This is a genomic window from Amycolatopsis sp. NPDC043889 (genome assembly GCF_056435645.1).
In genome coordinates this window covers 1-14,219 of the sequence record NZ_JBWKEC010000037.1, presented here as the reverse complement: position 1 = coordinate 14,219, position 14,219 = coordinate 1, and the positions used below count along the sequence as shown (strand labels likewise).

Genomic DNA, 14,219 nt, shown 5'->3' with positions numbered 1-14,219 from the left:
GCGCTGGCGACCAGACTCACTTGGTGGGGTCGTTGTGCTTGCCCCGGCGTGATCGCGTGGCGCGACGGTTGAAGACCTGGTAGCCGGTGTACTTGGGGTTTCGCAGGATGTCGTACACGCTCGATCTGCCCCAAACACCGCGTGCACGTCGCTTGCCCGGAGGCTCGGGAGGCGGGTACCTGTCCAGGTCCGCGTTCAGCCGGTCGGCGATCGTGTCGCAGCCGAGGCGCTCGTAGTACCGCCACAACGCGAACTGATCGGGTTCCTGTTCGCCAATCGGCGCGGCGGGCCGCTCAGTCCTGGCTATGTGACCCACACCTTCACCCGGCTGGTCGCCGAGGCGGGATTGCCGCTGATCCGGTTGCACGACCTGCGGCACGGCGCGGCCAGCCTGTCGCTGGCCGCGGGCAACGACGACCTCAAGGTCGTGCAGGCCATGCTCGGGCACTCCAGCATCGTGCTCACCGCCGACACCTACACCAGCGTCCTGCCCTGCCTGGCTCATAGCGCCGCGGAAGCAACGGCGGAGCTGGTACTGGAAGCGGCCCGTAAAGCTGCGACCTCACTGCGAGGCCAGGCAGGCAAGAAACTTCCCCGGCGACGGAAAGGAAGCCGGAGCCGAGGCAAGAAGGCCAAGAAATAAAGGGGGTGGCGGGTACGGCCTCATTCGGCCTCACGCCGGTCCCATCCAAGATCGAAGCCCACCGGCAAGATCCTCTTTACGGAGAATTCCTGCAGGTGGGCTTCGATTCGGAACTGTGCGCCATCAGGGACTCGAACCCCGAACCCGCTGGTTAAGAGCCTGGTGTCGGACTGTTTCAGAACTCTCGGGCGCGTCTCGGGCTCGCGGATGCCGAGTTCTGTCGTTTGGTCGATGCCTCTTTTCGGAGTGGTAAGAGCAGGGCACCGTGGTCGGGCGGTCGGCGGTGAGCCTGATGCTGGTGATCGGTCGGTGGTCGTGATCAGCCGCAGTGGTCGAGCCAGTCGTCGGTGTCGCGATGTCGGTTGAGCCCGACTGCGTCGAACTCGTCGTGATGGTTGCCTTTGTCGACTCCGAGGCGTCGGAGCGCTTGGGAGATCGGGCTGCCGTCTGGTGGGGCCGGCTGGTTCTCGGCGAGGTGGAGCGGGCCGAGGGCAACGTGCCCGCCGTCCCATACTTGTGCGTTCTGCGAGCCTGCCCCTCCGAAGTACTCGGCCTCGATGTAGGCAACAGGGCCGTTCTTCGAACAACCTGCCAGCTTGCGGTCGAATCCTGCGGGCATCTTCCAGAACTCGCTGGGCCGGGGTGCGTCGGTGATGGTGACCGCGTCGAAGAACGCATCGGTCACGGGGAGCAGTGACAGGTGTTGCCCGAGCTGCACGATATGCGCTTCGTCGACGGCGCAGACAAGTTTGCTCAGCAGAGGATGGGTGGCGACGACGGCTTGCAGGTGGTACCCCATGCCCGCATTCTTACCCGGTCGCCGGCCTTGCTAGGGGGTCTGACGCGACGTGTTGGAGGCCAAATGGAGCATTGATCCGATGGCGCGTGATTGTTGTCTTACTCACAGCGAGGTCTGCTAACGCGTCCGAATGTCCATTTCGACCGTCTTTGTCATGGCGTGAACGTGCACGTGGGCGGATGAAAGCGTCCATTTGGATCAGTGTCAGACCTGGATCCATGTTGATGATTTACGAGAGCGCTTCCTACCTTGTTTTGACTGGACTAATCGGTGTTGATACTTATTCATCCGATCATTGCGAGGGAGTGCCTACCTGCCGGTTGAGAGCGGGACGTTCTTCTTGCTTCGGTGTGGGACTTTGGGGAGGAAGTCGTGCGCTCTGCTCGGCGTGCCTTGGGTGCGGTGGCTTTGGCGCTGACGTTCGTCGTTGGCGCTTCCGGGGTGTCGGTGGCTGCGGAGCCCGGCGCGGTGTCGGGTGAGGCGCCTGCGGTGGTCGCGGCGTTGGCCGCGGCGGAGAATTCCGGCAAATCCGTGGTGGTGCCTGAGGAAACCACCGAGTACGCCGAGGTTTTCGCCAATCCGGATGGCACGGTGACCCGCCGGGAGAGCTTCGATCCTCAACGGGTGCGGCGCGGTGACGCGTGGGTTCCGGTCGACCTTACGCTGGTCGCGCGCCCTGACGGCACCATCGGCCCGAAGGCGGCGGTCGTCGATGTGCGCGTCGCCGATGGCGGCGAGGGCGAGCTACTGGCCACCGCGGCCAAGAACGGCAGCGAGATCGGTATCGGATGGGAAGGACCCCTGCCCGCTCCGAAGCTGAACGGCTCTGTCGCCACGTACGCCGAGGTGTTGCCCGGGGTCGATTTGACCGTGACTGCGACGGCGAAGGGCTTTAGCCAGCTGTTGGTGGTGAAAACGCCCGAAGCGGCGGCGAACCCGCGGTTGAAGGCGATTTCTTTCCGTAATCACGCGCGCGGGGTGACGCCGCGGAAGACGAGCACCGGTGGGATCGAGGCGGTCGACAGCGCCGGGCGGACGGTGTTCGGTGGGGATGCGTCGAAGATGTGGGACTCCAGTGGCGGGGGAGCGGCGGTCACGGCTCGGTCGAGCGCGGCCGTGAGTCCGGTTCCGGGTAAGTCCGCGGTGGCGACTATGGATGTCGAGGTCACGAGGGACGCGACGATCATCCGGCCTGATGCCGAGTTTCTGAGTGATCCGGCGAGGGTGTATCCGGTCGTCATCGATCCGGAGTACTGGTGGGCCGGTGGGAAGCAGAATCACGCTGTGGTGCAGAGCGCCTGGCCGAACGAGCACAACTTCAACCGCACTGACGGCGATCTCGGTGACCTGAAGGCGGGCTATCAGAGCGGTTACGTCTCGCGGTCGTACTTCAATTTCGACGTTTCGGCGATGCGTGGCAAGGTGATCCATCGTGCGAAGGTCCGTCCTCGAGTGGTCCACTCGTGGTCCTGTAATGGCGGGGCGACGGAGCTGCGCCTGGCCAGTGGCTTGGATTGGGGCACGACCTGGGCGAATCAGCCGAGCTTCGGCGCCAGCCTTGGCGGCATCACCAAGTCCAACAACGCCAGGTACTGCCCGACTGACGGTGCTGCCGAGGTCGCGATCGACAGCACAATGCGGGATGCCGCGAACGGCGGCTGGACCAACATGGTCTTCCTGCTCAAAGCGGCGAACGAGGGTGCGGAAAATGACTGGCGCCGGTTCGCGTTGGATCCGGTGCTCGAGGTGGTCTACAACTCGATTCCGGGCAAGCCGGGGGAACTTGGCATGGAAGGCGGCCAGATCCCGTGCGCTTCCGGTGACGCGCGGCCGTTCGTGTTCACGCCGACGCCGCGACTGCGCGGGCGGGTAGCCGATCCGGACGGTGGCATGCTCACCGCGCGTTTCTCGTTGCACAAGGGAAAGCTCGGGGCCAGCAGTGAGATCTGGTGGACCACGATCGGGAACGTCCCGTCCGGCTCGTTCGCGGAAGTGACAGTTCCAGCAGGGAAGATCACTGACGAGGGCGTCTACAACTGGTCGATGTACGCTAGTGATGGTGGCAGTTCGTCCGTGTGGGTGGGGAACTGTGAGTTCGCGGTCGACAAGACCCCACCTGGGGTGCCGGTGGTCACGTCGGAGGACTATCCCGGAGGCGGTAGCACCCAGGCAGGTGGGATCGGCCAGACCGGAGCCTTCACGATCTCCGCCAACGGCACAGCCGACGTGCAGCGCTTCCTGTGGTCGGTCACCGATCAAGAGAACGACGACCCGAAAACCCCGGTCACTGCGGACAAACTGGGTGGATCCGGAGTCTTTCGCTGGACTCCCACAACCGACGGGCCGCAGACGGTGTTCGCCCGGTCGGTCGACCGTGCGGGAAACCTCTCGCCAATCATTAAGTACCCGGTCTATGTCCGTGCCGGCGACCCACTCACGGGAAACCTGAACGGACACTGGAAGCTGGACGGCGACCTCGCTGACGCCAGCGGCAACGGGCGGACGCTGGCGGACGTGGGCGGCGTCGACACCACGGCGGATGGCTATCTCGGCAAGTCCGCTGTTCTCGGTTCGGGCAAACGCCTGCATCACGCCGGTCCTGTGGTCGACACCTCGAAGAGTTTCTCGGTGTCGGCGTGGGTCCGGCTGGACCAGGTCGGTGGCTGGCCCGCGGCGGTCTCCGAAGACGGGAAGCGAACCAGCGCGTTCCAGCTACAGGCGTCGCCGGACGGCAAGTGGTCGCTGGCCATGTTCAGTTCCGATGTGGATGGTGGCGGTGCGACGCACGCACGCGCGTTGTCGTCGACAGCGGTGCAGACAGGCGTGTGGACGCACCTGACCGGAGTGTACGACCAGGGCGCGGGCAAGCTGCGGATCTATGTCAACGGTGCGCTGAGTGGAGAGATCGCCTACACCAGCACGTGGGCTGGGACCGGTGATCTCGAGATCGGCGCAGCGTTGTGGAACGGCGCGACGGTCGACTACTTCCCCGGAGCCGTGGACGACGTTCGTCTCTATCAACGTGTTCTGGTGTCGAGCGAGGCCGCGGCGTTGGCGAACCAGGCCGTCCTTCGTGCGCACTACCCCCTGGCCGAAGGAACCGGGGCCGTCACCAAGGAAGCGTTGAGCGGCCAGGAAGCGAAGTTCAGCGGGACGGCGAGCTGGACCGAGGCCGACGGCTATCCGGCCGCACGGTTCACCGGGGGCTACGGCACCGAGTCCGGCGCGGTCACCGGGCCGAGGCCCACCTTGCGGACCGACCGGTCGTACACCGTGTCGGCTTGGGTGCGCCTGGACGAAGCTGATGGCGCTCCACGTACCGCGGTCAGCCTGCGCGACACCAAGTTCTCACCGTTCATGTTGCAGTACCGGTCGGAGATCAAGAAGTGGAACTTCCTGGTCTCCCTGGGGGCCGACCGTGAGGGTGGCTGGTGGATTCCCGCTGAGGACGAAGTGTCGGCGCAGCAGTGGGTGCATCTGACCGGGGTTTATGACCTCGCGACGAAGGAAGCCCGGATTTACCTCAACGGCCGGTTCGCCGGCCGGCTCGGTGGTGTGACCGGGTGGAACGGCACCGGTGAGCTGATGATCGGCGGCGGCGTGTGGGTCGGTCGGGACGTCGACCCGTTCCGCGGCGCTGTCCGTGACGTGCGTGTGTACTCCGGCGCGTTGAGCGACCGCGAGATCAGCCAGCTCCCGGCACAGGGATAACGGCAACCCCCAGAACTCATTCCTTCTTTCCTGATCTTTCCGGGAGCCAGGTTTGTCCAGAGGACGTTTTGCGGTCGCGATCGCCTTCGTGTTGTCAGTGGTCATGGTCGCCACCACGACGCAGGCGCTGCCTGCGGCCGCCGCTGATCCGAGCTTCGTCCAGTTGCCCTCGCTGCAACAGGAGAAGTCCGTGCCCGGCAAGCCGGTTCCGGCCCGGCCGATACCGGCGAACGAGGTCGACGCGGCGGCGAAGACACCAGCCGAGCCGAGGTGGCCCGGAGCGGCATCCGCGGATGTCGAACTCTCGAATGGAGCGACGGCACGGTCGGCGAAACCGTCCGCCGCTTTCCAGCGCGCCGGGACGCTGCCGGTGTCGGTCGCCGTCGAGGCGCCGGCCGTCGAAGCCAGAGGTGCTGCAGCCGCGCCGGTGAAGGTCAAGGTTCAGACCTATGACCAGGCCCTGGCCGGGAAGGCCGGGGTCACGGGTTTGGTCGTGGCCGTGGACGATGCCGGCGGCGCCGCGGGCAAGGCGATGTCGGTGCAGGTCGACTATCGCGATTTCGCCAACGCTTTCGGCGGTGACTACGGCTCCCGCCTCAAGCTCGCCGTCTTGCCTGAATGCGCCATCACCACACCGGACAAACCGGAATGCCGTTCCGGGCAGCCGTTGAAGACGGACAACAACACCAAGGCGCGCACCCTCACCGGGAAGATCACCCTGCCCAGCAAGGAGAAAGACCAGGCCGGGGCATCGAGGATGGTCCTTGCCGCGACCGCCGCCCCCTCCGGTGCCGGTGGGTCGTTCGAGGCGACCGGGTTGTCGCCTGCCGGGCAATGGTCGGCCGGTGGCTCCAGCGGTGACTTCACCTACTCTGTCCCGCTCCGGGTCCCGCCGCCGACCGCGGGTGTCGCGCCGAAGCTCGGACTCGGGTATTCCTCGGGCACGATCGACGGCCGGACGAGCGCCACCAACAACCAGGCCGCCGCCCCGGGTGATGGGTGGGAGCTTTCCGCCGGCGGGTTCATCGAGCGGCGTTACAAGGCTTGCGCTGATGATCTCGGTGGCATTCAGGGGGATCGGAAGACCGGTGACCTGTGCTGGGCCACGGACAACGCGATCATGCATCTCAACGGCGTGTCGGCCGAGCTTGTCAAGGACGAGAAGACCGGTGCGTGGCGGCCCAAGAACGATGACGGATCGCGGATCGAACGATTGACCGGTGCGACCAACGGGGACGACGATGGTGAACACTGGAAGGTCACCAGCAGCAACGGCACCCAGTACTTCCTCGGCCTCAACCGGCTTCCCGGCTGGACAGAGGGCAAACCCGAGACCGGCTCGGCGTTCACGGTTCCGGTCTTCGGCAACAACGCGGGTGAACCCTGCGCGAAAGCCGCCTTCGGTGACTCCTGGTGCCAGCAGGCGTACCGGTGGAACCTCGACTACGTCGTCGATCCCAACGGCAACGCGACCACCTACTACTACGACCGTGAAACGAACTTCTACGGCCGGGACCAGTCCGCGGACAAGCAGACCTCCTATGTCGCGGCCGGTTTCGTCCGCCGTATCGAATACGGTCTGCGGGCGGGTGCGCTGTTCGCCCCGGCACCGTCGCGGGTGTGGTTCGACACCGCGGAACGGTGTCTGCCGACCAGCACGTTCGCGTGCAACCCCGATCAGCTGACCAAGGACACCGCGAAGTCCTGGCCTGATGTGCCTTTCGACCGGATCTGCAAGCCGGGCGAGAAATGCGACGGGCGCACCTCGCCCGCGTTCTTCAGCCGTAAGCGGCTGGTGAAGGTGCTGACCCAGATCCGCCGCGACGACGTCACTGGCCCGGCGCAGTGGCGTGACGTGGACGCGTGGACGTTGCGGCACCAGTTCCCCGACACCGGTGACGGGCTGTCTCCGGCGTTGTGGCTGGCGGGGATCACGCACACCGGTCTGGCCGGAGGCACGGCCGTGTTGCCGGAGATGGTGTTCCACGGCCGATCGATGCCGAACCGGGTGGAAGCCAACGACGGGCTGCCGCCGATCACCCGTTACCGCATCGAACGAGTCCAGAACGAAGCCGGTGGCATCACGGAGGTCAAGTACTCCGACCGCGAATGTGTGACCGGTTCGGCGATGCCCGCCAACCCGGAAACGAACACCATGCGGTGCTTCCCCAGCTGGTGGCTCCCCGAATTCGGCTATGAAGCCGTACTCGGCTGGTTCCACAAGTACGTCGTCACCGCGGTGACGGAAGACGACCGGACCGGCGGCTCGGAACTGAAGAAGACCGAGTACCAGTACCAGGGCGGCGCCGCCTGGCACTTCGACGATGCCGAATTCACCGAGATGAAGCACCGCACCTGGTCCCAATGGCGTGGCTTCGGTGAAGTCCGCACCATCGCCGGGGAGCCGGGAAAGACGCAAACCGTCACGGCCGAGCGATTCCTGCGCGGCATGGACGGCGATCGCCTGCCGGATGGCAAGAAGCGCACGGTCGAGGTCGCCGACTCGGAGGGAGGCAAGGTAACCGACTCCGAAGCACTCGCCGGGTTCAGCCTGGAAAGCCTCTCCTACGACGGCGACAAGATCGTGTCGGCATCCGTCAAGGAACCATGGCTCCGCGGCCCGACCGCGACCGCGGGCGAGGACAAGGCGTTCATGACCAACATCGCCACCGTCCGGGGGCGGACGTTGCTCGGTGATGGTTCGTGGCGGCGCACCAAGGTGACCAACTCTTTCGACGACCACGGGAACGTCATCCAGGTCGAGGACGCCGGAGACACCGGCGTCACCGGCGATGAAACCTGCTCTCGAACGACCTATGTCGCCAACAAGGATGCCTGGATCCTGACCAGGCCCTCGACCGTTCGCACCGTCGCCCTGCCCTGCGCGGCAGGAGAGGGCGCGCCCAAGGACGTCGTCGCCCACGTCCGCTCGAGTTATGACGGCCAGGCGTTCGAGGCGATTCCGGCAAAGGGCAACCTGACCGCCACCGAAAGGTGGACCGGCACGGGCTGGCAGCTGACGCAGGGCACCACCTACGACGCGCTGGGCCGCCCGGTCGAGGTGGTGAACGCTCAGGGCCACAAGGTCACCACGACCTACAGCCCCGGTCCCGAATTCGGGGTCCGGACAGTGACCAAAAAGGATCCGCTCGGCTTCACCTCGGTCACCACCATGGACCCTGCGTGGGCTCTCACCACGACCGACGTCGGCATCAGCGGTGAGCGGGCCGACATCGACTACGACCCGCTCGGTCGTGTCGTCCGGACCTGGGCCCCGGGACGGTCCAAGGTGGACGGACGAACGCCGAGCAGCGAGTTCGACTACGAATACCGGACCGACGGGCCGACCGTCGTCACCACTCGAGTTCTTCGGGAGGATGGCAAGTACACGACCTCGTACACGCTCTACGACGGACTGCTGCGCGAGCGGCAAGCCCAGTTGTCGGCTGTCGCCGGCGGCCGCGTCCTGACTGACTGGTTCTACGATTCCCGCGGTCTCAAGCACAAGGTCAATGGCGCCTACTACAACGAGAAGGAGCCCGAGAAAGCTCTCCTCGGCGTACTCGACAACGCGGTGCCGAACCAGACGCGCACCGTGTTCGACGCGCTCCAGCGCGAAACCGAGGTGGCCTACCACAAACTCGGTGTCAAGCAGTGGCAGACCTCGTCGTCGTACGAAGCCGATCGAGTCACGGTCATTCCGCCCGAGGGCGGTACCACGACGACGGTGATCCGCGACGTGCACGGCCGCGCGGTCGAAAAGCGCCAGCATCACGGGCGGCAGGCGACCAGCGATTACGACTCCACCAAGTACGTCCATGACGTTCGTGGCCTGACGACGTCGGTCACCGGCCCGGACGGCGCTCAGTGGAGCTACGAGCACGACCAGCTCGGCCGTCGGGTCGCCGACCACGATCCGGACCGCGGGACGACCCGCTACACCTACACCGCACTCGACCAGCTGGAAACCGTCACCGATTCACGCGGTGCGGTGACCCGCTCCGAGTACGACCTGCTCGGCCGCAAGGTCGCGAGCTATGAGACACGGGCACCGGGCCAAGCAGAGGTCAAGACGGCGACATGGAGCTACGACGGCCTGAAGAAGGGGCTCGTCGACTCGTCGACCAGGTGGATCGACGGCAAGGCCTACACCAAGCAGGTCGGCGCGTACGACTCGGCGAACCGGCCGACGATGACCAAGGTCGTCATCCCGGAAGGCGAAGGAAAACTCACCGGTACCTATACCTTCAGGACTTCCTACGAGCCGAACACCGGACGGGTCGCGACTCAGACCCAGCCCGCGGCAGGCGGACTCGACGCGGAGATCATCAACCACCGGTACAACGAACTGGGGCTTCCGACCGAGACCTTCGGTATCGACACCTATGTGCCGGAGCACCTCTACTCCAAGTACGGCGAGACGCTGCGGCTCACCATGGGCTCCGGCGCCAAGACGGTCTACACCTCGATGTTCTACGAGGAGGGCACCCGGCGGCTCGCCGGTGTCGACGTCCAGCGCAACCTCGAAGGCGGCACCTACCTCGCCAAGCGGAGCTACGGCTACGACCCTTCGGGCAACGTCACCAAGATCGCCGACACCCCGCCCGGGGCCGTGGGCGATACCCAGTGTTTCGCCTACGACTATCTCAAGCGCATGACCAGTGCCTTCACTCCGAAGAGCGGGGACTGCGCGGTCCAGCCATCGCTCGCCGCCATGGGGGGTGCCGCGCCGTACTGGCACGAGTATGTCTACGACAAGGCGGGTAACCGGACTTCCGACGTCGACCACCGGCTCGATGGCGACGTCACCCGCACGTATGCCTACGGCGGCCAGAACGGAACTCAGCCCCACACCCTGCGATCGGTGACGCAAACCGGCCCTCAGGGGACGTCGAAGGACGAGTTCGGCTACGACACGACCGGCAACATGACGACCCGGAACATCTCCGGGTCGACACAGAAACTGGACTGGGACCCGCTCGGCCGCACCGAGAAGGTCACCGAGGCGGACGGCCGTACGTCGACCTACCTTTACGACGCCGACGGCGGGCGGTTGATCAAACGCGAGCCAGGAAGCACCACGCTCTATCTCGACGGGATGGAGCTGGTGCTCAAACCCGCCACCCAGGAGTTGACCGGTCGCCGGTACTACGACCACGGCGGCTCCGCCGTCGCGGTCAGGACCTCCGGTGCGGGCGGCGGGTTGTCCTGGCTGCTCGGGGACCATCAGGGCACCGCGGCCATGAGCGTCAATGCGAGCACTCTCGCGGTCAGTCAGCGGCGGCAAGACGCCTTCGGCAATCCGCGTGGTGAGGAACCGAAGACCTGGCCGGACGACAAGGGCTTCGTCGGCGGGACGAAGGACGAATCCGGGCTCACCAACCTCGGCGCACGCCAGTACGACCCCGAGACCGGCCGGTTCATCTCCCCGGACCCGGTGCTCGACACCGACGACCCGCAGCAGATGAACGGCTACGCCTACGCCAACAACGCACCGGCGACCAACTCCGACCCGAGCGGCCTCTACTGGAAGACCGTCAAGGTCGCCAAACAGACCGCGCATATCGGATTCGCCTGGAAGATGTTCTTCCTCGGCCTTTTCTTCCCCATGTTGATGCTGGTCTCATTCGTCTACTGGGTGGTGCAGACCTTCGTCTACCGGGTCTGGATCGACTCGCCTTGGTCGATGATGCTCAACAGCGGTGGCGGCGGCGGAAGCCAGAAGGAACAAGCGGTCAAAGACGCCGGGTTGAGTCAGGCGGAGTACGAGGAGGCGAAGAAGGCCGCCGCGGACAAGCGGGGCTGGATGGATATCGCGATCCAGGCGGGTGGCGACATCCTGCAGGAGATCGTGGGTGTCAAGGGGATCGTCGACCACTGCATCAAGGATTTCAGTCTGTTGCAGTGCGGCCTGGAAGTTCTGACCGCGCTGCCGTGGGGAAAGATCCTCAAAGGCGGGAAGATCGTCGACAAGATCGTCAACGCGTTCCAGGACACCTTGGCGTGGATCCGGAAGCGAGACAAGGCCCAGGCTGATCTGCGGCGGGTGCAAGAGGCCGAGGAGCGGTTGTCCAAGACGACGTGCAACAGCTTCGTGCCGGGCACTCTGGTCGTGATGGCGGACGGCAGTCGTCGCCCGATCGAGCAGCTGAAACTCGACGATCAAGTCTTGGCGACCGATCCCGAGACCGGTAAAACCACGGCCCGGAAGGTTGTTGCGACGATCATCGGGCAGGGCCAGAAACGCCTGGTCGAGATCAGTGTCGCCGGTGGCGCGCCGATCGTGGCCACCGACGAACACCCCTTCTGGCTCCCCGAGCAGCGCCGATGGGTACCGGCGAAGGAGCTTGTGTCGGGTTCGCAGCTGCAGACCAGCACCGGCACCTCGGTGCAGGTCACCGCCACCCGGGTCTGGGACGCGCCCGCACGGGTCCACAACCTCACCATCAACACCGACCACACGTACTACGTCGCAGCAGGGGGCGCTGCGCTGTTCGTCCACAACGCCAATGAAGCCGACGTGTGCCGTCTGACTATGGGGCCCGGTCCCTACGCCAAGGAGGGCGTGGCTCTGGAGAACGGCAATATCAACGGACCCGGTGTGCAAAACCTGGTCAATGAGGCCGGCAACCGAAACGGATGTCACACTTGTGGCGCGAGTACGCCGGGCACAAAGAAGGGTAACTGGGTACGTGATCACCAACCGCCCACGCAGGCCGTGCCGAAGGGGACGCAGCACACGGCCTATCCTCAGTGCGTGACCTGCATGAGACAGCAGGGCGGGATCGTACGTCAGTTGGGAGACGATCGTTATGACTTCTGAGGAAACTGAACTCGACAACCTGGACGCCGAGATCTATGGAGGTGGGTTCATCACGTTCTTCCAGCATGGGTTGCTGGTATTCGAGGACGTGTCCAGTCGAGCTGGTCATGATTCCTGGGATGCCGCCAATGAGCCGTTTCACCTAGATGATGATTCGCTCTATGTGGCAGTGCAGGCTGATGTCGACGGTCCGGTTCGCGTGGATATTTATCATGACTATATCCCCGAATTCGCCGCTTCTGAGCTGGTGCGGAAGTTTGAAGGGGTCCTGAATGTGCCATCAATGGAAGTCAAGGCGCATGACTCTGACGACATCGCATGTTTGCGCGTGCAGCTAACCGGAAGATCCCGGCGGGTCGAGGTGTTCGTCAACGACAGCGATTGGGTTGATCGAGTGATTCTCGTCCTGCGTGAACCCGCCAGCTGATCCAAATATGCAATTTGATGCCTCTGCTGGCGTGGATTCGGAAGCGGGATAAGGCGCAGGCGGATCTGCGGCGGGTGCACGAGGCTGAGGAGCGGTTGTCGAAGACGACCGGGTGTAACAGTTTCGTGCCGGGTACGCTGGTGGTGATGGCGGATGGCAGCCGTCGTCCGATCGAGCAGTTGAAGCTCGATGATCAGGTGCAGGCGACGGATCCGGAGACGGGTAAGACCACAGCCCGGAAGGTTGTGGCGACGATCATCGGGCAGGGTCAGAAACGCCTGGTCGAGATCAGTGTCACCGGTGGTGAGCCGATCGTGGCCACCGACGGTCACCCCTTCTGGCTCCCCGAGCAGCGCAAATGGGTGCCGGGCGAAGGAGCTTGTGTCGGGTTCAAGGCTGCAGACCAGCACCGGCACCTCGGTGCAGGTCACCGCCACCCGGCTCTGGGACGCGCCCGCTCGTGTCCACAACCTCACCATCAACACCGACCACACGTACCATGTACTCGCCGGAGACACTCCGGTCCTCGTTCACAACGAGGGTGGTGGAGGGCTAACGCCTGAACAAGAGAAGTCGATTCGTTCGCTTCAAGCTAGGAGTGCAGAGCATCAAGCGAAGCTAGACGCCTGCCGCGCTAATCCTGACGCTTTCGACAACAAGGGAATCCTGAAGAATGCGCCTACGTCAGAGATTCGCCAGTGAATCATTGACGGCCGCATTTCCTACCTTGAAAAAGAAATTAAAGCATTCGATGGTCAGATTGCTAGAATCAAGGGTTCCGTTCCCGGTATCGGAGGTCACTGCTGATGTTTGAAGACCCGCTCCGGGTGTCCATCGACGAGCTCCGAAAGGTTTTTGACCTGCTGCTCCGCCATGTGGGCGATCAGGCGGGCAGTGCTCTCAATGTGGGGCATGACTACTTTTGGTCGGTTCCTCCCGATGAGTTGAACAACGTGTACGAGCAACCGAGTGAGCTCACTGTCGGTCAAGTCTCAGAGTCTTGGGCGAACCTCGTCGAAATGCTCGAAGATGACTCCAAAGTAGTTGGCTACGGTCTGGTCTGGCTGTCCGATGTTCTCCGAACAATTGGTGTGGAGCGGATCGAATAGCGGGTTGTCGCAACGATTTACTTGGCAGGCGCGAAAGCGGCCGATGGTGATGTCGCCCGTACCTAATTGGATGTTGAAGGTGGAAGATCGCCATGTTGTCGAGCAGCCGTTCTGCTGGAGTATCGACTTACCTGATCTGACTGCTGGTGAGGCATCGCAGGTGGTTTCGGCCATCAAGGGTGTAGGGTTGGCTTCTGATCCATTACTTGTCGACCCGGCTATCTTCCTGACCCTGCATCTAGATCGTGGATCAGTGGAAACTCTTTTGGCTGGATTGGCTGCGGGTCCTGCCAATGCGGTTAGCGACAGTCTGAAGGAATCGTTTGAAGAGTGGTTGGCTTGGCGCGGCGTGAACCCGGTCAGTGAGGGCGAATAGTTCGGCTGGGTGGTAGAGGCCGTGGTCGCGAGGTGGGCCGGATATGCACCTTTGAGCTCGCCAAGGTATGCGTCGGCGTGGATTCGCAAGCGGGATGGTCTCTGGCGTGCGCGGGAAACCAAAGAGCGGTTGTCGAGGGCGACCGGCTATAACAGCTTCAGGTGGGTGCCAGAAGGGTGGGGTGCGTACTTCCTTCGTGGCAAGGCCAAGCTAGTGAGGTTCCCCCCCCCCAAAAAAAACCGTGGAGGCATGGACTTAGAGGATCATGAGTTGTGCCTGAGAAGCGAAGGAAGTTCGATGCGGAGTTCCGTGAGGGAGCGGTCCGGATCGT

The 14,219-nt window shown here is 64.1% G+C and carries 9 protein-coding genes; 7 read left to right on the top strand and 2 right to left on the bottom strand.

The genetic code is table 11. From position 1 onward, the window contains the following. Positions 1–16 precede the first annotated feature (16 nt). Entirely contained in the window at positions 17–316 is a 300-nt protein-coding gene (locus AC0685_RS38050) for a recombinase family protein (protein ID WP_478229922.1), read from the bottom strand. On the opposite strand from AC0685_RS38050, the gene AC0685_RS38045 reads away from it, so the two are divergent. Continuing rightward, positions 308–643, top strand: coding sequence for a tyrosine-type recombinase/integrase (locus tag AC0685_RS38045; RefSeq protein WP_478229921.1), 336 nt, complete (start codon positions 308–310; stop codon positions 641–643). The genes AC0685_RS38050 and AC0685_RS38045 overlap by 9 nt on opposite strands. A gap of 319 nt (positions 644–962) precedes the next feature. On the opposite strand, the gene AC0685_RS38040 is transcribed toward AC0685_RS38045, so the two are convergent. Next, entirely contained in the window at positions 963–1,442 is a 480-nt protein-coding gene (locus tag AC0685_RS38040; RefSeq protein ID WP_478229920.1) for a hypothetical protein, read from the bottom strand. A 372-nt stretch (positions 1,443–1,814) separates the two neighbouring features. On the opposite strand from AC0685_RS38040, the gene AC0685_RS38035 reads away from it, so the two are divergent. From AC0685_RS38035 to AC0685_RS38010, 6 genes are all read left to right on the top strand, one after another. Next, positions 1,815–5,153, top strand: a complete 3,339-nt coding sequence (locus AC0685_RS38035; RefSeq protein WP_478229919.1) for a LamG-like jellyroll fold domain-containing protein — start codon at positions 1,815–1,817, stop codon at positions 5,151–5,153. Positions 5,154–5,241: 88 nt separating this feature from the next. Further along, positions 5,242–11,976, top strand: a complete 6,735-nt coding sequence (locus tag AC0685_RS38030; RefSeq protein ID WP_478229918.1) for a polymorphic toxin-type HINT domain-containing protein — start codon at positions 5,242–5,244, stop codon at positions 11,974–11,976. Further along, on the top strand, positions 11,966–12,403 hold the full coding sequence (locus tag AC0685_RS38025) for a hypothetical protein (protein ID WP_478229917.1): 438 nt from the start codon (positions 11,966–11,968) through the stop codon (positions 12,401–12,403). The genes AC0685_RS38030 and AC0685_RS38025 overlap by 11 nt, the downstream gene beginning before the upstream one ends. A 189-nt stretch (positions 12,404–12,592) precedes the next feature. After that, positions 12,593–13,105, top strand: a complete 513-nt coding sequence (locus tag AC0685_RS38020) for a polymorphic toxin-type HINT domain-containing protein (protein WP_478229916.1) — start codon at positions 12,593–12,595, stop codon at positions 13,103–13,105. A 104-nt stretch (positions 13,106–13,209) separates the two neighbouring features. Then, on the top strand, positions 13,210–13,512 hold the full coding sequence (locus tag AC0685_RS38015; RefSeq protein WP_478229915.1) for a hypothetical protein: 303 nt from the start codon (positions 13,210–13,212) through the stop codon (positions 13,510–13,512). 70 nt (positions 13,513–13,582) lie between these two features. After that, complete coding sequence (locus tag AC0685_RS38010; protein ID WP_478229914.1) at positions 13,583–13,888, top strand: hypothetical protein; 306 nt, start codon at positions 13,583–13,585, stop codon at positions 13,886–13,888. Positions 13,889–14,219 lie beyond the last annotated feature (331 nt).